Annotated in this window: 22 protein-coding genes; 5 read left to right on the top strand and 17 right to left on the bottom strand. The window is 61.0% G+C overall.

The window, feature by feature from the left end:
- Positions 1 to 23: 23 nt before the first annotated feature.
- The 9 genes from ACX3YF_RS10870 to ACX3YF_RS10830 all read right to left on the bottom strand — a co-directional run bounded on the left by ACX3YF_RS10870 (position 24) and on the right by ACX3YF_RS10830 (position 9,524).
- Positions 24 to 1,181: a D-alanyl-D-alanine carboxypeptidase family protein gene (locus tag ACX3YF_RS10870; RefSeq protein ID WP_047533722.1), complete on the bottom strand. Its 1,158-nt coding sequence runs from the start codon at positions 1,179 to 1,181 to the stop codon at positions 24 to 26.
- Positions 1,182 to 1,440: 259 nt separating this feature from the next.
- Positions 1,441 to 2,448: a septal ring lytic transglycosylase RlpA family protein gene (locus ACX3YF_RS10865; RefSeq protein ID WP_458973727.1), complete on the bottom strand. Its 1,008-nt coding sequence runs from the start codon at positions 2,446 to 2,448 to the stop codon at positions 1,441 to 1,443.
- Positions 2,448 to 3,458, bottom strand: a complete 1,011-nt coding sequence (gene mltB / locus ACX3YF_RS10860; RefSeq protein ID WP_090466901.1) for a lytic murein transglycosylase B — start codon at positions 3,456 to 3,458, stop codon at positions 2,448 to 2,450. Before mltB ends, ACX3YF_RS10865 begins: the two co-directional genes overlap by 1 nt.
- A gap of 17 nt (positions 3,459 to 3,475) precedes the next feature.
- Positions 3,476 to 4,579, bottom strand: a complete 1,104-nt coding sequence (rodA, locus tag ACX3YF_RS10855; RefSeq protein WP_090327560.1) for a rod shape-determining protein RodA — start codon at positions 4,577 to 4,579, stop codon at positions 3,476 to 3,478.
- Between the two features lie 31 nt (positions 4,580 to 4,610).
- Complete coding sequence (gene mrdA / locus ACX3YF_RS10850) at positions 4,611 to 6,506, bottom strand: penicillin-binding protein 2 (protein WP_130204639.1); 1,896 nt, start codon at positions 6,504 to 6,506, stop codon at positions 4,611 to 4,613.
- A gap of 10 nt (positions 6,507 to 6,516) precedes the next feature.
- Entirely contained in the window at positions 6,517 to 6,984 is a 468-nt protein-coding gene (gene rlmH, locus ACX3YF_RS10845) for a 23S rRNA (pseudouridine(1915)-N(3))-methyltransferase RlmH (RefSeq protein WP_007937439.1), read from the bottom strand.
- A 9-nt stretch (positions 6,985 to 6,993) separates the two neighbouring features.
- Entirely contained in the window at positions 6,994 to 7,488 is a 495-nt protein-coding gene (gene rsfS / locus ACX3YF_RS10840) for a ribosome silencing factor (RefSeq protein ID WP_130204637.1), read from the bottom strand.
- Positions 7,489 to 7,561: 73 nt separating this feature from the next.
- Positions 7,562 to 8,251: a nicotinate-nucleotide adenylyltransferase gene (gene nadD, locus ACX3YF_RS10835; protein ID WP_161793943.1), complete on the bottom strand. Its 690-nt coding sequence runs from the start codon at positions 8,249 to 8,251 to the stop codon at positions 7,562 to 7,564.
- A 1-nt stretch (position 8,252) separates the two neighbouring features.
- On the bottom strand, positions 8,253 to 9,524 hold the full coding sequence (locus ACX3YF_RS10830; protein WP_458973726.1) for a glutamate-5-semialdehyde dehydrogenase: 1,272 nt from the start codon (positions 9,522 to 9,524) through the stop codon (positions 8,253 to 8,255).
- Positions 9,525 to 9,713: 189 nt separating this feature from the next.
- Here ACX3YF_RS10830 and ACX3YF_RS10825 point away from each other — a divergent pair, with 189 nt between their 5' ends.
- Positions 9,714 to 10,412, top strand: a complete 699-nt coding sequence (locus tag ACX3YF_RS10825) for a DNA-3-methyladenine glycosylase (RefSeq protein ID WP_196587176.1) — start codon at positions 9,714 to 9,716, stop codon at positions 10,410 to 10,412.
- Between the two features lie 108 nt (positions 10,413 to 10,520).
- Positions 10,521 to 11,837 (top strand): bifunctional DedA family/phosphatase PAP2 family protein, encoded by a 1,317-nt coding sequence (locus ACX3YF_RS10820; protein WP_458973725.1) that lies wholly within the window; start codon positions 10,521 to 10,523, stop codon positions 11,835 to 11,837.
- Positions 11,838 to 11,898: 61 nt separating this feature from the next.
- On the opposite strand, the gene ACX3YF_RS10815 is transcribed toward ACX3YF_RS10820, so the two are convergent.
- The 4 genes from ACX3YF_RS10815 to ACX3YF_RS10800 all read right to left on the bottom strand — a co-directional run bounded on the left by ACX3YF_RS10815 (position 11,899) and on the right by ACX3YF_RS10800 (position 13,859).
- Entirely contained in the window at positions 11,899 to 12,060 is a 162-nt protein-coding gene (locus ACX3YF_RS10815) for a hypothetical protein (RefSeq protein WP_288099018.1), read from the bottom strand.
- Positions 12,061 to 12,178: 118 nt separating this feature from the next.
- Positions 12,179 to 12,769 carry an LON peptidase substrate-binding domain-containing protein gene (locus ACX3YF_RS10810; protein WP_130211344.1) on the bottom strand — a complete coding sequence of 197 codons (591 nt, stop codon included), beginning with the start codon at positions 12,767 to 12,769 and terminating at the stop codon, positions 12,179 to 12,181.
- An 11-nt stretch (positions 12,770 to 12,780) separates the two neighbouring features.
- Complete coding sequence (locus ACX3YF_RS10805) at positions 12,781 to 13,497, bottom strand: LrgB family protein (protein WP_047533755.1); 717 nt, start codon at positions 13,495 to 13,497, stop codon at positions 12,781 to 12,783.
- Positions 13,494 to 13,859, bottom strand: coding sequence for a CidA/LrgA family protein (locus tag ACX3YF_RS10800; RefSeq protein WP_130211346.1), 366 nt, complete (start codon positions 13,857 to 13,859; stop codon positions 13,494 to 13,496). Before ACX3YF_RS10800 ends, ACX3YF_RS10805 begins: the two co-directional genes overlap by 4 nt.
- A gap of 194 nt (positions 13,860 to 14,053) precedes the next feature.
- Between ACX3YF_RS10800 and ACX3YF_RS10795 the strand changes: the two genes are divergently transcribed.
- The 3 genes from ACX3YF_RS10795 (at position 14,054) to ACX3YF_RS10785 (ending at position 17,010) form a co-directional block, all read left to right on the top strand.
- Positions 14,054 to 14,509 carry a MaoC family dehydratase gene (locus ACX3YF_RS10795; RefSeq protein ID WP_130211347.1) on the top strand — a complete coding sequence of 152 codons (456 nt, stop codon included), beginning with the start codon at positions 14,054 to 14,056 and terminating at the stop codon, positions 14,507 to 14,509.
- A gap of 113 nt (positions 14,510 to 14,622) precedes the next feature.
- Positions 14,623 to 16,341 (top strand): C13 family peptidase, encoded by a 1,719-nt coding sequence (locus tag ACX3YF_RS10790; RefSeq protein WP_458973724.1) that lies wholly within the window; start codon positions 14,623 to 14,625, stop codon positions 16,339 to 16,341.
- Between the two features lie 27 nt (positions 16,342 to 16,368).
- Positions 16,369 to 17,010, top strand: a complete 642-nt coding sequence (locus tag ACX3YF_RS10785; RefSeq protein WP_130211349.1) for an oxidoreductase — start codon at positions 16,369 to 16,371, stop codon at positions 17,008 to 17,010.
- A 29-nt stretch (positions 17,011 to 17,039) separates the two neighbouring features.
- Here ACX3YF_RS10785 and ACX3YF_RS10780 read toward each other — a convergent pair whose 3' ends face one another.
- From ACX3YF_RS10780 to ACX3YF_RS10765, 4 genes are all read right to left on the bottom strand, one after another.
- Positions 17,040 to 17,324: a YceK/YidQ family lipoprotein gene (locus ACX3YF_RS10780; protein ID WP_130211350.1), complete on the bottom strand. Its 285-nt coding sequence runs from the start codon at positions 17,322 to 17,324 to the stop codon at positions 17,040 to 17,042.
- Positions 17,317 to 17,949: a flavin prenyltransferase UbiX gene (gene ubiX / locus ACX3YF_RS10775; protein WP_047533771.1), complete on the bottom strand. Its 633-nt coding sequence runs from the start codon at positions 17,947 to 17,949 to the stop codon at positions 17,317 to 17,319. Before ubiX ends, ACX3YF_RS10780 begins: the two co-directional genes overlap by 8 nt.
- Entirely contained in the window at positions 17,946 to 19,295 is a 1,350-nt protein-coding gene (gene mpl, locus ACX3YF_RS10770; protein WP_458973723.1) for a UDP-N-acetylmuramate:L-alanyl-gamma-D-glutamyl-meso-diaminopimelate ligase, read from the bottom strand. The genes ubiX and mpl overlap by 4 nt, the downstream gene beginning before the upstream one ends.
- A gap of 128 nt (positions 19,296 to 19,423) precedes the next feature.
- Positions 19,424 to 21,337 carry a sigma-54-dependent Fis family transcriptional regulator gene (locus ACX3YF_RS10765; RefSeq protein ID WP_458973722.1) on the bottom strand — a complete coding sequence of 638 codons (1,914 nt, stop codon included), beginning with the start codon at positions 21,335 to 21,337 and terminating at the stop codon, positions 19,424 to 19,426.
- Positions 21,338 to 21,461 lie beyond the last annotated feature (124 nt).

Genomic DNA, 21,461 nt, shown 5'->3' with positions numbered 1-21,461 from the left:
AGCCTTGCAGGTGCACACTAAATTCAGTTGAACAGGCTGTAGAAGAATAGACGGATGCTATCCCACATGCGGCGGAAGATACCACCTTCCTCGACGGCGTCCAGAGCGATCAGATCAGCGCTGTGCACGACCTTATCGTCCAGTTTCACTTCGACTTTACCGATCACGTCGCCCTTGGCGATTGGCGCAACCAGTTGCGGGTTCATGGTCATGCTGGCAGCGAGCTTTTTCAGCTGGCCTTTCGGCAGGGTCATGGTCAGGTCTTCAGCCAGACCGGCCTTGACCTGGTTGGTCGAGCCTTTCCAGACAGGAGCCTGAGCCAGCTCGGCGCCTTTCTGATAGAAGGTCTGGGTTTCGAAGAAACGGAAACCGTAAGTCAGCAGTTTCTGAGTCTCGGCGGCGCGAGCCACTTCGCTGTTGGTGCCGAACACCACGGCGATCAGACGCATGCCATCACGCACGGCCGAAGACACCATGCAGTAGCCTGCTTCATCGGTGTGGCCGGTTTTCAGACCGTCAACGGTCTTGTCGCGCCACAGCAGCAGGTTGCGGTTCGGTTGCTTGATGCCGTTCCAGAAGAACTCTTTCTGCGAGTAGATCGCGTAGTGGGCCGGGTCTTCGTGGATGATCGCGCGAGCCAGCACCGCCATGTCGTGAGCAGACGAGTAGTGCTCAGGGTTCGGCAGCCCGGTCGGGTTCATGAAGTGGGTGTTGCTCATGCCCAGGTCGGCAACGGTTTTGTTCATCAGGTCGGCGAACGCGTCTTCGCTGCCGGCGATGTGCTCGGAGAGCGCCACGCTGGCGTCGTTGCCCGACTGAATGATGATGCCGTGCAGCAGGTCGCTGACAGTGACTTGCGAGCCGACCTTGATGAACATCCGGGAACCGCCGGTGCGCCAGGCGTTTTCACTGACGGTCACCGGATCGTTTTCGCCGATCTGGCCACGACGGATTTCCAGGGTCGCGATGTAGGCGGTCATCAGCTTGGTCAGGCTGGCTGGCGGCAGGCGCTGGTCACCATTGTTCTCGACCAGCACGTTGCCGCTGCTGGCGTCCATGAGCACGTAGGCCTTGGCGGCCAGTTGCGGTGGCGACGGCATCATCTCGGCCGCGAACGCGGCAGGCGAGAGGAGCAGCGGGACTAGAAGGCACAGGCGTTTGGCAAAGGTGGTGATGTTCATCCGTCTCTCGAAATCGCTAATGGAAACTTGCCCAAGGGCAAAACTAATCAAATAACCTTCAGGCCTTGCTCTTGAACGGCCTGCGCGACGATGACGCTGCTTGCGTGACCGCCGCTCGGCGAGTTTTCGAACAAACCCTACGAGTCATCGCGTATTCAGTTGCTCACTCCAGTCACCCTTTGCCGGGCTTTTGTTCTCGACGAGCCAACAACCTGGTTCACTCCCGACTGCAAGTGAACCGTCAATCAAGTCCTACGTATTACTCCGTGACCACACTCGGCGAGCCAAGATTGGCCAGACGCACGCTGTTCTGCACTTGCTGGATTTCACCCGGCGTACCGATGGGTCCCAGTCGAACCCGATGCAGCGTCTGTTGATTGCGTACGATCGAGCTGATGAACACCGGGGTGCTCACCATCCCGCTGAGTTTCGACCTCAGGAGCTCTGCAGCGTCCGGGTTGGCGAACGCGCCCACCTGCAGATACTGGCCAGAGGCTGGTGCAGAAGCGTTTTTTTTAGCATCGAGCTGGACAGGCACAACGGCGGCAGCGTGCTGCTGTGGTGGCGGTGTCCATTGCTCGACGGTACCGGCCGACGCCGTAATGACCGGGGCACTATTCTGTGCAACTTGCGGCTCGTTGAGCATCAGGGGCGCCGGTCGGCCCTTGGCGGCCCACCATTGTTGCGGATCGATCCCTTCCACCTTGACTCGCGCGGTGCCGATTTCGGCATAGCCCAGCTTTTTGGCGGCGGCGTAGGACAAGTCGATGATCCGGTCCGAGTAGAACGGCCCGCGGTCATTGACCCGCAGGATCACGCTCTTGTTATTGTCCAGGTTGGTCACCCGAACGTAACTTGGCAGTGGCAAAGTCTTGTGCGCGGCGCTCATGCCATACAGGTCATAGACTTCGCCGTTGGCGGTGTTCTGACCATGGAACTTGGTGCCGTACCAGGACGCCGTGCCCGAAGCGACGTAAGTCTTGGAATCCTGCAGCGGGAAATAGGTTTTTCCGAGCACCGTGTACGGATTGGCCTTGTAGGGGCCGGTGTGCAGGGTCGGCGTGGCATCGGGGATGCGCGACACATCGACATCCCACCACGGCGCGCCATCCTTGTGGGCGCGGTTGATGTCCAGCCCCGGTGCCGAACGCACGGCAGTGGAGGACTTCTGGCCGGGCGAGCGACTGGTCGAACAACTGGCGACCAGCACTGCCAACGCGACGAATGCCATCAGCTTCAGGGGTTTATTCATAGGCAATGCCCGCATTACTTGACGCCCCGTGCTTGGACCAGCTGTTCTGACAGTTGATGTACAGCCATGGCGTACATCACGCTGCGGTTATATCGCGTGATTGCGTAAAAATTCTTCAGGCCCATCCAGTATTCGGGGCCATTGTCGCCTTCCAGGCGGAACGCGGTAACCGGCATATCATCGCGCAGCGCATCATGACTTGACCAGCCCAAGGCCCGCAATTCTCCGACGGTTTTCGTCGGTTCGATGCCGGTGGTCAAACCATCGTCCACTTGATCACCCCGGACATCGGCGCGACTGACCACGGGTTCACCGGCCACCCAGCCATGACGCTTGAAGTAACTGGCGACGCTGCCGATGGCGTCGTCCGGGTTGGTCCAGATATTAATGTGCCCGTCACCGTCGAAGTCCACCGCATAGGCGCGAAAGCTGCTCGGCATGAACTGCGGCAAGCCCATGGCACCGGCGTAGGAACCTTTGAGGGTCAATGGATCGACCTGCTCTTCCCGGGCCAGCAGCAGGAATTCACGCAATTCCTTGCGGAAAAATTCGGCACGGGGAGGATAGTCGAAACCCAGGGTCGACAACGCATCGATTACCCGGAAATTACCGGTATTGCGTCCGAAAAAGGTCTCAACGCCGATGATCGACACAATCACCTGGGCCGGCACGCCATATTCCTGCTCGGCACGGGCCAGCACCGCCTCGTGCTGACGCCAGAAGTCGACACCGCGAGCAATGCGCGCATCGGTGATGAACATCGGGCGATATTCGCTCCACTGCTTGACCCGCTCGGCGGGTTTCGAAATCGCGTCCAGAATTGACTGCTTGCGCTCGGCCTCACGGAACACGCCCATCAGCTGCTCGCCGGCGAAGCCGTAATCGCGGGTCATCTCACCGACGAATTCGGCCACCTGGGGTGAACCTTCGTAATCGCCGGCCAACGCTTCCTGCGCAGTGCCAAGGATGCTTACCAGGCCAACCCACGACGCGTATCGAGTCGCCCAGCCATGCATTACTTGCATTGAAATCTTCACCTTATTCAAACCTGCGCGATCCACTTGCGATGGGTATGGATCGACATCAAAACCCCAAACGCTGACAGCAACGTCACCAGCGAAGTTCCTCCGTAGCTAATGAACGGCAACGGCACCCCCACCACCGGCAACAGGCCACTGACCATACCGATGTTGACGAAAACATATACAAAAAAAGTCATGGTCAGGCTGCCGGCCAGCAATTTGCCGAACAATGTCTGGGCCTGGGCGGTGATCACCAGCCCGCGACCGATCAACAACAGATAGATCAGCAGCAACGCACAGATGCCCACCAGGCCGAACTCCTCACCCATGACCGCGATGATGAAGTCGGTGTGGCTCTCCGGCAGGAAGTCCAGGTGCGACTGGGTGCCCAGCAACCAGCCTTTGCCGAACACACCGCCGGAACCGATGGCGGCCTTGGACTGAATGATGTTCCAGCCGGTGCCCAGCGGATCGCTTTCCGGGTCGAGGAAGGTCAGGATTCGCTGTTTCTGGTAGTCGTGCATGATGAAGAACCACATCGCCACGGCCACCGGCACGGCGGCGGCCAGCACGCTGAGAATCCAGCGCCAGCGCAGCCCGCCCATGAACAGCACGAAGGCACCACCGGCCAGAATCAACAGCGAGGTGCCCAGGTCCGGCTGCCGCACGATAAGGATGAAGGGCAAGCCGATCAGAAACAGACTGACCCCCACATGCTTGAGCTGCGGCGGCAACGTGCGCTTGGACAGGTACCAGGCGATGGTCGCCGGCATCAGGATTTTCATGAACTCCGAAGGCTGGAAGCGAATTACCCCCGGGATGTTGATCCAGCGCGTGGCGCCCATGGCGTTGTGGCCCATCACGTCCACCACCACCAGCAAAAGCACGCCGAGCACATAACCGACCGGCACCCAGCGGGCCATGAAGCGCGGCTCGAACTGGGCAATGACGATCATCGACACCAGACCGATGCCAAACGAGGTCGCCTGTTTGGCCAGCAGATCCCAGCTCTTGCCACTGGCCGAATACAGCACGAACAGGCTGCCGGCGGCGAGGGTCAGCAGCAAAATCAGCAGCGGGCCATCAATGTGCAGGCGCTGCAGCAGCGTCGCACGACGACGCATCACATCCTCGCTGGAGAGCATGCGATCAAAATTATTCATCACGGGCGGTAGCCTCCGCGCTGTTAGGGCTGGCGTATTCGGCTTTGAGACGACCATCCTTATCCAGCAGCCAGGCGTCCATGACCTGACGCACCACCGGCGCGGCGACACCGGAGCCGGATTCACCGTTCTCGACCATCACCGACACCACGATTTTCGGATCATCGGCCGGCGCGAAGCCAACGAACAAGGCGTGGTCGCGATGGCGTTCCTGAACCTTGGAGCGGTCATACTTTTCACCCTGTTTGATCGCGACCACCTGGGCCGTACCACTCTTGCCGGCGATCCGGTACTGCGCACCGATCGAGGCTTTGCGCGCCGTGCCACGGGCGCCGTGCATCACTTGCTGCATGCCGTGGTTGACCTTGTTCCAGTCGGACGGGTCACGCAGGACGATGTCCGGCATCGGGTTGGGATCCACCGGTTTCTGGCCTTCAATGGTCTTGGCCAGGTGCGGACGGTTCCAGATACCTTTGTTGGCCACCAGCGCGGTGGCCTGGGCCAGTTGCAACGGGGTCGACTGCATGTAGCCCTGGCCGATCCCGAGAATCAGTGTTTCGCCCGGGAACCATGCCTGGCGGCGCGTTGCGCGCTTCCACTCGCGCGTAGGCATCAAGCCCGGAGACTCTTCGAACATGTCCAGCGAGACCTTCTGACCGATGCCGAACTTGCTCAGGTACGACGACAAGCGATCGATCCCCAGCTTGTGGGCCAGGTCATAGAAGTAGGTGTCGTTGGAGCGCATGATCGCCGTATCGAGGTCGACAAAGCCGTCCCCGGTGCGGTTCCAGTTGCGGTATTTGTGGTCGTAGTTGGGCAACATGTAGTAACCGGGGTCGAATACCCGCGTCGAGGCCGTGACCACGCCCGAATCCAGGCCGGCAATCGCTACCGCCGGCTTGATGGTCGAACCCGGTGGATACAGACCGCGCAGCACACGGTTGAACAGCGGTCGGTCGATGGAGTCGCGCAACTCGGAATAAGCCTTGAAGCTGATGCCGGTGACGAACAGGTTCGGGTCGAAGCTCGGCTGGCTGACCATCGCCAGCACTTCACCGGTTTTCGGGTCCAGTGCCACCACCGCGCCACGACGACCGCCGAGCGCGGCTTCGGCGGCTTCCTGCAATTTGATGTCCAGGCTCAGGACGATGTCCTTGCCGGGAATCGGATCGGTGCGCTTGAGTACCCGCAATACGCGGCCCCGAGCGTTGGTCTCGACTTCCTCATACCCCACCTGACCGTGCAGTTCGGGCTCGTAAAAGCGCTCGATGCCGGTTTTGCCGATTTGATGGGTACCGCTGTAACTCACCGGATCCAGAGATTTGAGCTCTTTCTCGTTGATCCGCCCCATATAGCCCACCGAGTGCGCAAAGTGCGCGCCTTGGGGATAGTGACGAACCAGTTGCGCGACCACTTCCACCCCGGGCAGGCGGAACTGGTTGACGGCGATTCGAGCGATTTGCTCCTCGGTCAATTCGAACATGATCGGCACCGGCTCGAACGGCCGACGCCCCTGGCGCATGCGCTTTTCGAAAATCACCCGGTCCTCGGGCGTCAGTTCCAGCACCTGGACGATCACATCGAGCACTTGCTGCCAATCGCCAGAGCGCTCGCGGGTCATGCTCAGGCTGAAGCTGGGCCGGTTGTCGGCAATGACCACACCGTTGCGGTCGAAAATCAACCCACGGGGTGGCGGAATCGGCTGCACGTGGACGCGGTTGTTTTCCGACAGGGTCGAGTGGTACTCGTACTGGATCACCTGAAGGAAATACAGCCGCGCGATCAGCACGCCGATCAGCGTCACGACCGCAATGGCCCCGAACACGACACGGCCACGCACCAGACGGGCGTCTTTTTCGTGGTCCTTGATGCGGATCGGCTGAGACATGAGGGCAGAACTACTTGTGGTAAGGGTGGCCGGACAACACGGTCCAGGCACGATACAGCTGTTCGCCGATCAGAATTCGCACCAGCGGGTGCGGCAACGTCAACGGCGATAGCGACCAGCGCTGATCGGCACGGGCACAGACTTCAGGCGCCAGCCCCTCGGGGCCACCGACCATGAAGTTCACCGTGCGCGAGTCCAGCCGCCAGCGATCGAGTTCGACCGCCAGCTGCTCGGTACTCCAGGGCTTGCCGTGGACTTCGAGGGTGACAACACGTTCGTTCGGCCCGACCTTGGCCAGCATGGCTTCGCCTTCCTGACGGATGAAGCGGGCCACGTCGGCGTTCTTGCCACGGGTGTTGAGCGGAATTTCCACCAGTTCAAGCGCCAGCTCGGACGGAAGACGCTTGGCATATTCATGCCAGCCCTCTTCCACCCACTTGGGCATGCGTGAACCGACGGCGATCAGTCGCAGTCGCACAGCGGGCCCTTATTCCTGGTCTTTGTTGAGCTTGGTGAAGTGCTCGTGGGTGTTTTCAGGGCTGTGGTGAGCCGCGCTGGCCGAACGGCTCTGCTCGGCACCGGCCCACAAGCGTTCCAGGTCATAGAACTGGCGAGCGGAGGCCGTCATCATGTGCACGATGACATCGTCCATATCCAGCAGTACCCAGTCGCTGTCGCCCTTGCCTTCCTCGCCCAGTGGCTTGACGCCCTGGGCCTTGACCGCTTCGCGGACCTTGTCGAGCATCGCGCCGATCTGGCGATTGGACGTACCGGTAGCGATGATCATGAAGTCAGTGATGCTCTGCTTGTCACGAACGTCGATCACCTGGATGTCCTGGGCCTTCACATCTTCCAGGGCCGCCACGGCAACCTTGACCAGCTCTTCGCCGGCGAGAACCACGCCGGTTGCTGCCGGTACTGGCAGCGGAGCGCTCTTGAACGTGCCTTTGCGCTTTACTTTGGTTTGGTCTTTGTCAGTCATATAAAACTCGTTTTGCTCGTATGTTCGGGCGCTTCAATACACGTTGTTGCTACGTGCCTTGAGGCACTCCTATTCAGTTCGACGCACGGTAAAGTCCGTGCGCATCGATGTAGGCCAGGACCGCGTCGGGCACCAGGAAACGTACCGACTTACCGCTGGCCAGCAGTTGACGGATCTGGGTGGCGGATACCGCGAGCGGTGTCTGCCAGACGAATGCAATCTGTCCGCTCGGCCCTTTGAGGGCCAGCGGGTCGCTCACCGAGCGCGCTGCCAGCAGGTTGCGCAAGGCATCCGGCGGTTCGCTGTCGGCATCCGGGCGTTGCAACACCAGGATATGGCAATGCTGGAGCAACTCTTCCCAGCGGTGCCAAGTGGGCAGGCCGCAAAAAGCGTCCCAGCCCAAAAGCAGAAAAACCTGGTCATCCGCGGCCAGTTCGGCGCGCATCAGTTCCAGGGTATCGATGGTGTAGGACGGTTTGTCCCGCTGCAATTCGCGGGCGTCCACCACCAACGGCGCCACACCGGCCACCGCGCACTCGACCATCGCCAGACGGTCTTTCGCCGACACCTGCGGCGTATCCCGATGGGGAGGCCTGGCACTGGGTGTCAGACGCAGCTCATCGAGCGCCAATGATTCGGCGACTTCCAGTGCACCGCGCAAATGGCCGATGTGCACCGGGTCGAAAGTTCCGCCCAGTATGCCGATACGGCGAGGTGCGGGCTCGCTGCCAGTGACCGGAGCTGACGGGTCGAGGTCGCCCAAGTCAGACCGACTCCTGTCCGCGCAGCTGTCCATCACCGACCACGACGTACTTCTCGCAGGTCAAACCTTCGAGGCCGACCGGGCCGCGGGCGTGCAGCTTATCAGTAGAAATGCCGATCTCGGCACCCAATCCGTATTCGAAGCCATCGGCGAAGCATGTCGGGGTGTTGATCATCACCGACGACGAGTCGACTTCAGCCACGAAACGCCGGGTGTCGCCCAGGTGTTCGCTGACAATCGAATCGGTGTGGTGAGAGCCGTAATGGTTGATGTGGTCGATGGCCTGCTCCAGCCCGTCGACCACGCGGATCGACAGGATCGGCGCCAGGTACTCGGTGCTCCAGTCTTCTTCAGTGGCCGGCAGCGCTTCGATGATAGCCCGCGTGCGATCGCAACCGCGCAGCTCGACGCCTTTTTCGCGGAACCGGGCAGCCATCGGCGGCAGGAAATCCCGGGCAACGGTTTGGTCGACCAGCAGCGTCTCCATCGCACCGCAAATGCCATAGCGGTAAGTCTTGGCATTGAAGGCGATACGCTGGGCTTTCGGCAGGTCGGCGTGGGCACTGACATAAACGTGGCAGATGCCGTCCAGATGCTTGATCACCGGTACGCGGGCATCGCGGCTGACCCGTTCGATCAGGCCACGACCGCCACGGGGCACGATGACATCAACGTATTCCGGCATGGTGATCAATGCACCAACGGCTGCACGATCGGTGGTTTCGACCACTTGCACCACCGCCGCCGGCAAATCGGCTTCGGCCAGACCGCGCTGGATACAGGCAGCGATGGCACGATTGGAATGAATGGCCTCGGAGCCGCCCCGCAGGATGGTCGCATTGCCGGACTTCAGGCACAGGCTGGCGGCGTCGATGGTCACGTTCGGTCGCGATTCGTAAATAATCCCGATCACGCCCAAAGGCACGCGCATTTTGCCGACCTGGATACCCGAAGGCCGATAGCTCATGTCGCGGATCGCACCGACCGGGTCCGGCAACGCCGCAACCTGGCGCAGGCCGACGATCATGCCGTCGATACGCGCAGGGGTCAGCGCCAGGCGTTCAAGCAGCGCCGGCTCCAGACCATTGGCGCGGCCGGCTGCCAAGTCCAGCTCATTGGCGGCCGTCAGCTCGGCGCGGGCAGCATCCAGCGCATTGGCAGCCGCCTGCAAGGCGCGGTTTTTCTGCGCGGCGCTGGCACGGCCGATAACGCGGGAAGCCTCGCGGGCAGCGATCCCCAAGCGGGTCATGTAGTCAAGAACGGACTCAGTCATGGTCTGGCGTGGTCTTTTCCGAGGTCGTGGTAAAGAGTAAAGCGGCAGATTATAGCTGTCGCGTCCACCGACTAACAGCGGTGACGGGCGGATGGTCGAAATGGAGGGCAATTTGCCGACGTTCAGCCGGGATTAAGCTGCAAATTGTTATCATCACGACTCAATCAGCCCTGATAAACGCCGTTCATCATGACTAATCTGACTGTTCGTGAGTCCGCCGCGAGCCTGCCCAAGGGCCTCCCGGACGCTTTTTTCGACCGTGACGCCCAAACAGTGGCCCGGGATCTACTGGGCAAAGTCATCCGCCATCGGGTCGGCGACCTGTGGCTCAGTGCCCGGATTATCGAAACCGAAGCCTATTACTGCGAAGAAAAAGGCAGTCACGCCTCCCTCGGTTACACAGAAAAGCGTAAGGCTTTGTTTCTGGATGGCGGCCACATTTATATGTATTACGCCCGTGGCGGCGACTCCCTCAACTTCAGCGCTCAAGGCCCTGGCAACGCAGTGCTGATCAAATCCGCCTACCCTTGGGTCGATGAGGTCAGCGGGCCGGCGAGCCTGGCGCAGATGCTGTTGAACAACCCCGACGCCCAAGGCCGCCCTCGCCCCTCGCAGAAGCTGTGCGCGGGGCAAACGCTGCTCTGCAAGTCGCTGGGGCTGAAAGTGCCCGTCTGGGACGCGAAACGCTTCGATCACGAAGTGCTGCTGGTGGAAGACGTCGGTCAGACACCCCCACACATCATCCAGGCGACCCGCCTGGGCATTCCCCACGGGCGCGACGAACACCTGATGTACCGCTTCGTGGACGGCGCCTATGCCGCCCATTGCACGCGGAACCCGCTGCGACGGGGGCAGGTCGAAGGTCGCGATTATTTTGTGCTGTCCTGAATGCTGACAAGCCTTTGATGTCACCCTATTGCTGTGGGAGCGGTGACATCTTTACTAGAGCCGCGTGGATTCAGCAGGATCAATTGAACATTCAATGGAGTTGTTTTTATGGGCCCATGGCTCGATAGCGTGACGGCCTGGTTGACGGTCAACCCGCAATGGCTGGCAGCGGCAGTATTCATCGTGGCCTTCGTGGAGTGCCTGGCGATTGCCGGACTGATCGTGCCCGGCACGGTTTTGTTATTCGCGGTGGCGGTGCTGGCCGGCAGCGGTGCGCTGTCGTTGAGCGAAACGTTGTTGCTGGGCTTCCTCGCCGGCGTACTGGGCGACGTCGTGTCCTATTTCCTGGGACGCCATTTCCATCAGAACATCCGGCGCCTGCCCGGGCTGCGTCATCACCCGGAGTGGATCGCCGGGGCCGAGTCTTACTTCCAGCGCTACGGTATCGCCAGCCTGCTGGTCGGGCGCTTCATTGGCCCCTTGCGGCCCATGTTGCCGATGGTCGCCGGGATGTTCGACATGCCATTCCCACGCTTCTTCGCCGTCAGTCTGCTGGCAGGAGCGGGATGGTCAGTGGCCTACCTATTGCCGGGCTGGGCCACGGGTGCGGCGATTCGCTTGCCGCTGCCCGAAGGCTTCTGGCCGCAGGCGGGTATCGTCGTCGGCAGTATTGCGGTCATGGTGGGACTGAGCGCGACCAGCAGTCTGCGTCGCCACCGCAAAGCCACGATGTTCATTGCAAGCATGAGTTTTCTGATTCTGGCAGGGTTGTTTATCAGCTATCCGCACCTGACGGCCCTCGACCAGGGGATTATGGCCCTGGTACAGGAACACCGCAGCCCGGCGCTCGATGAAGTGGCCGTGGTCTTCACGCTGATCGGCGAATTTCGCAGCATGCTCCTGTTCAGTGCCTTGCTGGTCGGGCTTTTACTGATCACCCGGCAATGGCGTCCGGCGATCTTTGCCGGCAGCACGCTGATGTGCACCGCATTGGCCAACACCTTGACCAAGTACTTTTTCACACGCCTACGTCCGGAAGTGCTGAGCGACCCACTGACCAGCTACAGCATGCCCAGCGGCCACGCGTCAGGCTCTTTCGCGCTGTTCCTGACCATCGCCGTGCTGGCCGGCCGTGGACAGCCACCACGGATGCGCCTGACCTGGCTGCTGGTGGGATGCCTGCCGGCGCTGGCAATCTCCCTTTCCCGCGTCTACCTCGGCGTGCATTGGCCTACGGATGTTTTGGCCGGGGCGATGCTGGCGGCGAGCGTTTGCGCGACGAGCCTGTGGTTGAGTCAGCGCAAGACTTCGCTCAACGCCCTGCCGCCCAGGGTGTGGTGGCTGGTATTGCCGGCGCTGGTGGCGCTGTTCGCGTTCTTCGTGATCCGGCACTTACCGCACACGATGCTGCGGTATGCCTATTAAAAAAGAACCCCGGCCTGACAGGCCGGGGTTCTTTTTTGAAACGTATTCAGTTCATCAGTGATCAAGCACTTTGACGCTTACGCATCTCAAGAATCAGAGCATCTGCGAACCGACCTGCCGTGGTTGCGGTGTCCTCAAAAGATTGCCCGATGCTGGCATGTTTAAGCATGTAGCCCACAGCAGCAGCTTCCCAAGTGGCGCGTTCGGTTGTGTAGATAGTCATGATTTTTAATTCCTTTTAGTAATGAAATTGGCCACTTCGTGTGGACCAACCGCAAACTAAATAAATCCTTGGCACCCTTCAATGCTGGCTACCTGACCGAATCGTTGCCAATTGCTGCTCAGGCAAACAACTCCCCTTGCAACTCGTCCAGCAACGCCTGAATCGCATCCAGTCGTTGCTGCGGATCATCGAGTTGCAGCAGGTCGATCTTGTCCACTTCGGCGAACGGCAAGAGGTAAGCCAACTGATTGGCCAACGACTGTTGGCCGGTCGCTTCCGTGCCCATGTTCAGCGCTTCGACCATCGGGTGTTCGGCCAGCGCGTTGAGCAAGGCCACCAGATCGGCGTCCTCTTCCTGTAATGGCTGTTCAGGCTCATCTTCCAGCCACTCGACTTCGGCGACGGTCAACTGATCGCGCTGAACCTCGGTGCGCAATACATGGAATCGCCGACCGCCCTGGACTCGAATCCCGAGCAGGCCGTTGTCCTGCTGCTTGAAGTCGGTGATCAGCGCCTCGCAACCAACCAGGGCATAACCCGCCGGAGCGATGCCGACTTCTTCGCCGTCTAGAATGCACACCACACCGAAGCCGCCGCCCTGCTTCATGCAGCGACCGATCATGTCCAGGTAGCGCGCCTCGAAAATCTGCAAGTCGAGGATGCAGCCAGGAAACAGCACCGTGTTCAGCGGAAAAAGCGGCAGACTCATAGACATTTCCTTCAAACCACTATCGACACCGCCAACGGCAGGAACACCGCCGTGGCCACGCCCATCAAACTCATCGCCAGCGCCGCGAACGCGCCGCACTCTTCACTTTCCTGCAAGGCCACCGAGGTGCCAACCGCGTGGGCGGTCATGCCCAGCGCCATGCCGCGTGCCTCCGGGCTGTGAACACCGAGCCGGGTCAGCAGGCTCGGGCCGAAAATCGCCCCGATCACACCCGTGATCAGCACGAACACCGCCGCCAGCGCCGCGACACCGCCGATTTGCTCGGCCACCAACATGGCAATCGGCGAAGTCACCGACTTCGGCGCCATGGTCATCAGGATCATGTGTTCGGCACCGAACCACCAGCCCAACAGCACACCCATGCCTGTAGCCACCACGCCGCCTATCACCAGCGTAGTAAAAATCGGCCAGAACAACTGCCGAATCCGTCGCAGGTTGAGATAAAGCGGGACGGCCAGCGCGACCGTCGCCGGGCCGAGCAGAATGCTGAGAATCTCGGTGCTCTTGCGGTACTCGGCGTAGGTCAACCCGCAGCCCACCAGCACACCGATCACCAGCAACATGGAGACCAGCACCGGCTGCAAAAAGATCCAGCGGGTTTTCTCGAATGCGGCCAGTACCAGCTGATAGGCGCCGAGGGTAATGCCGATACCGAACAATGGATGGTGAATCACCGACGTCCAGGCGCCATACCAGTCAAGGATCATTGGCTGTCCTCGGGATGGTGAGCGTGACGCTTGATCAAGCGCTGCATCAGCACGCCCGCGAAGGCCATGGACAGCAGCAGCGACAACACCAAGGCTCCCGTGATGGCCCAAAAATCCGCGGCAATGTCTTTGGCGTAAACCATCACGCCCACCGCCGGCGGTACCAGCAGCAAGGGCAAATACCGCAACAGGCTGCTGGCCGCCAGGTTCAGCGGTTCACCCACCTGACCACGGCTGATCAGGAACACCAGCAACAGCAGCAGACCGACAATCGGCCCCGGCAGCACTGGCAAAAACAAATGGTTTATCGCGGTGCCGAGCAATTGGAACAGCACCAGCCAGGTCAGGCCACGTAACAACATTCTTCATCTCCCGCAAATCCGTCACCCGCATTGGCCCGGGCATTATAAGCACGCCTGCGCTATAGACCGGCATTCGCCAAAAGCATGGTCGGTTGACCGGAGCAATTTGCCATGTTGATCTAAAGTGGTAAGCCGGGAGGCCAAAAATCCCCCCATTCAAAACTATAAAACCGATGAACCCAAGGAGAGTCTCAATGCCCTATGTTCCAGTTGCAGAGCTCAATGATTATGTCGGCAAGGAACTTGGACGTTCCGAATGGCTCACCATCGATCAGGAACGCATCAACCTGTTCGCCGAAGCCACAGGGGACTATCAGTTCATCCATGTCGATCCGGTCAAAGCCGCGCAAACGCCCTTTGGCAGCACCATCGCCCACGGTTTCCTGTCGCTGTCGCTGATTCCAAAACTGATGGAAGACATCCTCGTCATGCCCGAGGGCTTGAAGATGGTGGTCAACTACGGCCTCGACAGCGTGCGCTTCATTCAGCCGGTCAAGGTCAATTCGAACGTACGCCTCAAAGTCGACCTGACCGACGTCACCGAGAAGAAACCCGGCCAATGGCTGCTCAAAGCCACCGCGACCCTGGAAATCGAAGGCTCGGACAAGCCGGCGTACATTGCTGAGCCCTTGTCGCTCTGCTTCGTGTAAACCATCCCGGATGCGAAGCAGGCCGTACTGTTTCGCATCACCTCCTTTTATACCGACTGTATAAGGTCACATAGCTGCGGCATACTCCGTCGCCTAATTGCCCGGATCCTGCTATGCGCTCACTCGCACTCCTTGCCTTGACCCTGATGCTCACCGCTTGCGGCGACGGCGAATCGCCGCTGCCCCCTGACGCCCGCCTGCCGGATGGCGGACGCTATCGTGGAGATCTGGTCAATGGGCTGCTGCAAGGCCAGGGTCGCATCGATTACCCGAACGGCAGTTGGTATGCCGGCGAGTTCGACCAAGGCCAATGGCATGGCCAGGGCGAATGGCACGGCAGCAACGGCGAGGTTTATCGCGGGCAATTCAAGCAAGGGCTGTTCGACGGCCAGGGCAGCCTGACCACCAATGGCAGCAGCTTCACCGGCAGCTTCAAACTCGGCCGCCGCGACGGCGAAGGCACCCTCAAAGAAAACGGCATGACGTACCGCGGCGAATTCAAAGCCGATCAGTATTCAGGGCTTGGCCGTCTCGAACTCGATGATGGCAGCACCTACCAGGGCCAGTTCGCCCACGGCAAGCCCAACGGCGAAGGCCAGCGCGGGGACGGCAACGGCAATCAGTTCACCGGGCACTTCGTCGATGGACAGCTGCAAGGTAACGGGACGTTCAACAGTGCCGACGGCGACATTTATGTCGGCGGTTTCAAGAACAATCAACTGCACGGCAAGGGCCGCTACGAAAACGCCGACGGCGACGTCTGGCTGGGCCAATTCGAGGAAGGCTCGCTGAACGGCAAGGGCGAGTTGATCGGCGCCGATGGCAGCCATTACATCGGTCAATTCAGCGACTGGCGCTTTGTCGGCCAAGGTCGCCTGAACCTGCCTGATGGCAGTTTCTATATCGGCCAGTTCGACAACGACAGCTATTCCGGTCGCGGCACCCTGGTGCTGACGGACGGCACGGTACAAAGCGGTACCTGGATCAACGGCCAGCGCGTACGCGATGCCAGTGGCAAATTACTCCCCGACACCCTCGAACTCGGCCTGCTGGCCCAGGGCCACCTGCTGGAGGACGCACTCGGCAATGTACCGACCTCGACCCCGGCCGTAGAGTTGTACACCTTGACCCTCGGCGGCGATGGCAATCTGAGTGTTTTCCTGCGCGAATCCGACTACGTCGCCAACATGCTCACCAGCCGCTTCGGCGCCTTCGGCCAGATCCGCCTGGTGAACCATCGCGATCACCTCGTCGACCGTCCGATGGCCACCCGGGAAAACCTGCGTCGCGCCGCCGTGACCCTGGCCGAACGCAGCGGCCCGGAAGATTTGGTTTTCATCTACCTGACCAGCCACGGCAACGCCGAACACGAACTGGTGCTCGACCAGCCACGCATGGAACTGGCCGATCTGCCGGCCGACGAACTGGCCACGGTCCTCGCCCCGCTGAAAAACCGCGACAAGATCATTGTGATTTCGTCCTGCTACTCCGGCGGTTTCATCCCGGCCCTCAAGGACGAACGCACCCTGATCATGACCGCCACACGGGCTGACCGCGTGTCTTTCGGCTGTTCGGAAGAAGCCAACTTCACGTACTTCGGCGATGCCCTGTTCGCCCAGGCCCTGAACCAGACCGATGATCTGGAACAGGCCTTCAAGCTGGCCAGGGCGACTGTCGCCGAGCGCGAGCTGGCCGATGGCTTCGAAGCCTCCGAACCGCAGATCTGGGCACCGAAAACCGTGCTCTCCCACTGGCAGCTGTTACGTAAACAACAGGCACGCAAAGCCCTGCAAAGTGCCGCCATTGAAAGCAAGGATACAAAGAACAACTAAGCTGATGGGTATCAAGGGAGAAACACTATGTACTTGACGCCTCAGCACGTACTGCTTGCCGGAGCCACCGGGTTGACCGGTGAACATCTACTCGATCGTTTGCTCAATGAGCCCACCATTACGCGGGTTCTGGCCCCCTCACGCCGGGCGCTGGCCAAACATCCCCACCTTGAAAACCCGGTCGGCGACCCGGCAGTATTCCTCCCGCAATTGAACGGTCGCGTCGACATCGCCTATTGCTGCCTGGGCACCACCATCAAGCAGGCGGGCTCGGAACAGGCGTTTCGCGCGGTGGACCTGGACATGGTGGTGGCCTTCTCCAAACGGGCGCGGGAAATGGGCGCCCGTCACCTGATCGTGATCAGCGCCCTGGGCGCCGATCCGAAGTCTCCGATTTTCTACAATCGGGTCAAAGGCGAGATGGAGCAGGCATTGCGCGCGCAGGACTGGCCGCAACTGACCATCTGCCGTCCATCACTGCTCTTGGGCGAGCGCACCGAACCGCGCCTGGCAGAGAAACTCGCCGGCCCGCTGTCTCGCCTGATACCCGGCAAGTACCACGGCATCGAGGCCTGCCAAATGGCCCGCGCCATGTGGCGACTGGCGCTGGAAGAACAGAATGGAGTGCGGATTGTCGAGTCGGATGAGCTGCGCAAGCTCGGCAAATAGACTGGCCGACTTGCGGCGAGGGGACTTGCCTATAACCCACCTGTCGCCTGAAAGCTGACCCCGATTACAGTCAGCAACGACAAAGGCAGCAGCAGGGTGTCGAGCAGTGCGCTGGCCGGCAGGTCGACGCCGGGATAGCTCGGCGCTTCGGCGCCGAAGCGGTCCATCGCGCAGCAACCACCGTTCATCGCATACAAATCCAGCCGGGTCCCCGAATACACTACGGGCGCACCCGGCTTCGCGGCATCCAGCGTGCGCGCAGTGGCGCATCCGGCCAACTGCAAGGCCAGCACAATCGCCAGTAACTTATTCATCGCTGGTCAGATGGTGTTCGCCCCAGCGCGGCAGCATGTCTTGCGGAATATTCAACAGGTTGAGAATGCGCGCCACGACGAAATCGATCAGGTCGTCGATGGTTTGCGGCTGGTGATAGAAGCCCGGCGATGCTGGCAGAATCGTCACGCCCATGTTCGACAACTTGAGCATGTTTTCCAGGTGAATGCTCGAATACGGCGCTTCACGGGGCACCAGGATCAGTTGGCGACGCTCCTTCAGCGTCACATCGGCGGCACGTTCGATCAGGTTGTTGCAGGCGCCGGTCGCGATGGCTGACAACGTCCCGGTAGAGCACGGCACGACCACCATCGCCGCCGGTGCGCCGGAGCCCGAGGCCACCGGCGACATCCAGTCTTCCTTCCCATACACCCGAATCTGCCCCGCCGCAGCGCCGGTGTATTCGGTGAGGAAGGCCTGCATCATCTGCGGTTTGGCCGGCAGCGTGACGTCGGTTTCGGTGGCCATCACCAGTTGCGCGGCCTTGGAAATCAGAAAGTGCACTTCCCGCTCTTCGCGCACCAGGCAGTCGAGCAGGCGCAAGCCGTACTGGGCGCCGGAAGCGCCCGTCATCGCCAGCGTGATGCGGTCCGGGCCGTTGTTCATTTAAGCGCCTCGGCGAGTTTGCCGTGCAGGCCGCCGAAGCCGCCGTTGCTCATGATCACCACGTGAGTGCCGGGCTGGGCCTGGCTCTTGACGCGTTCAATGATGCCTTCGAGCGAATCACTGACGATCGACGGCACCGTACACAGTGCGGCGGTGCCCGCCAGATCCCAACCGAGGTTGGCCGGTGCATACCAGATCACCTGGTCGGCGTCGACCACGCTTTCCGGCAAACCGTCACGGTGCGCACCCAGCTTCATGGAATTGGAGCGCGGCTCGATGATGGCGATCAACGGTGCATCGCCAATGCGTTTACGCAAGCCGTCGAGCGTGGTGGCGATGGCGGTCGGATGGTGAGCGAAGTCGTCATAAATAGTGATGCCGCGCACCTCCGCGACTTTTTCCATGCGACGCTTCACGCTTTTGAAAGCGCTCAACGCGGCGATGCCCATGGACGGCACCACACCGACGTGACGTGCCGCAGCCAGTGTGGCCAGTGCGTTGGCGACGTTGTGCTGGCCGGTCATGTCCCACTCGACCACGCCCTGGGAAGCGCCTTCGAACATCACTTCGAACTTCGAGCCGTCTTCGCTGAGCAGCTTGACCTGCCACTGGCCGCCGACACCCGTGGTTTGCACCGGGGTCCAGCAGCCCATCTCGATGACGCGTTGCAAGGCTGGCTCGGTGGTCGGATGAATGATCAGGCCTTCACTCGGGATGGTCCGCACCAAGTGATGAAATTGCCGTTCGATGGCCGGCAGATCCGGGAAGATGTCCGCATGATCGAACTCCAGATTGTTCAGGATCGCCGTGCGCGGACGGTAGTGCACGAATTTGGAACGCTTGTCGAAGAACGCACTGTCGTACTCATCGGCTTCGATGACGAAGAACGGCGTATCACCCAGGCGCGCCGAGACCGAGAAATTCTGCGGCACGCCGCCGATCAGGAAGCCAGGGCTCATGCCCGCATGCTCCAGCACCCAGGCGAGCATGCTGCTGGTGGTGGTTTTGCCATGAGTACCGGCAACGGCCAGCACCCAGCGACCTTGCAGCACGTGGTCTGCCAGCCATTGCGGACCGGAAACATAGGGCAGGCCTTTGTTCAGCACATATTCCACGGCGGGGTTGCCACGGGACATGGCGTTGCCGATCACCACCAGGTCGGGGGCCGGGTCCAGTTGCGACGGGTCATAACCTTGGGTCAACTCAATGCCCTGGGCCTCGAGCTGGGTGCTCATCGGCGGATAGACGTTGGCATCGGAGCCCGTCACGTGATGGCCCAGCTCTTTGGCCAGAACCGCCATCGAACCCATGAAAGTGCCGCAGATACCAAGAATATGAATGTGCATAGTCGACCTCGTAAAACATGGCCGCAGGTTAGCTTAGGGAGGGGAAAATCGCACCTTGTGTTTCAGTCCCTGCTGATGGCTGGACCTGTGGAAGCACGACTTTCCGTGCCCCCACCGACTGGCGGGTCCTAGCGGGCGATACCGTGTTTGCGCAGTTTTCTATAAAGCGTGTTACGGCTGACTCCCAACTGCTCAGCCGTGCGGGTCATGTGCCAACGCGTTTGCTCCAGCGCATTCAACAGCGCCAGGCGTTCGGCATCTTCCAGCGGATGTTCGGCAGGCTCTTCAATGACCGATTGAACCGCCGGTCGGGTCTGGCGAATCACCGCCGGCAAATCGTCCAGTACAATCCGCCCGCCCTCGCACAACGCGGCCAATGTCCGCAGTACGTTGCGCAACTGCCGCACGTTGCCCGGCCAGGCGAAACCCAGCAGGGCCTGGCGGGCCGGCCCGTCGATCACGACCGGTTCTGCGCCCGCCTCTTCGGCCAGTAAAAAGTCCAGCAGTTGCGATTTGTCACTGCGATCGCGCAATGCCGGCAGCGCGACCTCCAGCCCGTTGAGTCGATAGAACAGGTCCTCACGGAAACTGCCTTCCTGCACCCGTTCCAGCAGATTGCGGTGCGTGGCGCTGATGATCCGCACGTTGACCGCCTCCGGCTCGCCACCGATCGGTACCACCTGACGATCCTCCAGCACCCTCAAGAGTCGCGTCTGCATCGCCAGCGGCATGTCGCCGATCTCGTCGAGGAACAAGGTGCCGCCATCGGCCTGTTGCAACTTGCCGCGCATGCCTTCCTTGCGCGCCCCGGTGAAGCTGCCGCCGCGATAGCCGAACAGCTCGCTCTCGATCAGGCTTTCCGGGATGGCGGCGCAGTTGAGGGCGACAAACGCCTTGTCCGCCCGTTGACTGGCGCGATGGACGGCTTTGGCGAAAGCCTCTTTGCCCGAGCCGGTTTCACCGTTGATCAGCAACGGCACATCCCGTTCGTACACCCGCAGGGCCTTGCGGAAATCCGCCTGCAAACCGGCATCGCCCAGGCAGATACCCAATGACGGCGCACGCTCCTCAACCACCGGACTGGGCACCAGTGGTACTGGCACGCGGCGCGGCTGCCCACGCAATACGGCGAACAGCTTGCGCCCGTCACGGGTGCGCAGCGGCCAACTGGCGCTGGCATTGGCGCTCGCACGGCCAAGCAACTCATCCAGCGAACAATCGAAAAATGCCTCAACCGGCTTGCCCAGCAATCCCCCGCGCACGTGGCCCAGCAGGTTCAGTGCGCTTTGATTGACCGCGCAGATCCGCCCTTCCCCATCAAACGCCAGCAACCCTTCGCTGAACAGCCCGACGGACTCGGCCTGCAAATGAAAACGCAGCAGCCATTGGTTATCGAAGTAACGCAGGAAATAGCAGCTCTCGATCATCTTCGCCGAAAGATTGACCAGGGCCATGGTATGGAACTGACTCTGACGCGACACCTCATGCCGCGCCGACGAGACGTCGAGCACCGCCAGCAATTCGCCATGCGGGTCGAACACCGGGCTCGCCGAGCAGGTCAGGCCGGTATGACGGCCGCGGAAGTGCTCGTCCTGGTGGATGGTCAGCGACTGGCGCTCCACCAGACAGGTACCGATGCCATTGGTGCCTTCGCAGGCCTCGCTCCAGTCGGCGCCGAGCCAGAGCCCGGCGCGCTCGAAAATCTTCCGTTCGGCGGGCGCCGTCACACAGTTGAGGATCACACCACGCGCGTCGGTCAGCAGCACCGCATGGCCGGCGCCGGAAAGCTGTTGATGCAGGCTGGTCATTTCACTGCCGGCGATGTGCAGCACTTGCTGCAGGCGTTCACGGCTTTCGAGGACGCGTCCATGTTCCAGCACTGTCGGCGCCATGCTCAGGGCCGGATCGAGGTGATAGTCCTCAAGGCAGCGCAGCCAGGAGCGGGCGATGGACGGATCGCTGCCAGGACCGTGCAGGTGGGCTTTGCCCTGGGTCACAGTCAGTACTTGCTGGGCATGGCGACTCAAATGGTTGTCGTGCATTTCTTATTATTCTCCCCGGGGCTCGGCGACCCGTGTTGAGGTGATGCCGAGCATCCTCCAGCCTAGCCTGCATTGCAATGCCGGCAAGACCGGCCCGTCACAGGCTGTGCCACAAACGGTACAA

The organism is Pseudomonas fluorescens group sp. PF-69, from assembly GCF_054481235.1.
This window is presented reverse-complemented; position numbering and strand designations above follow the sequence as displayed.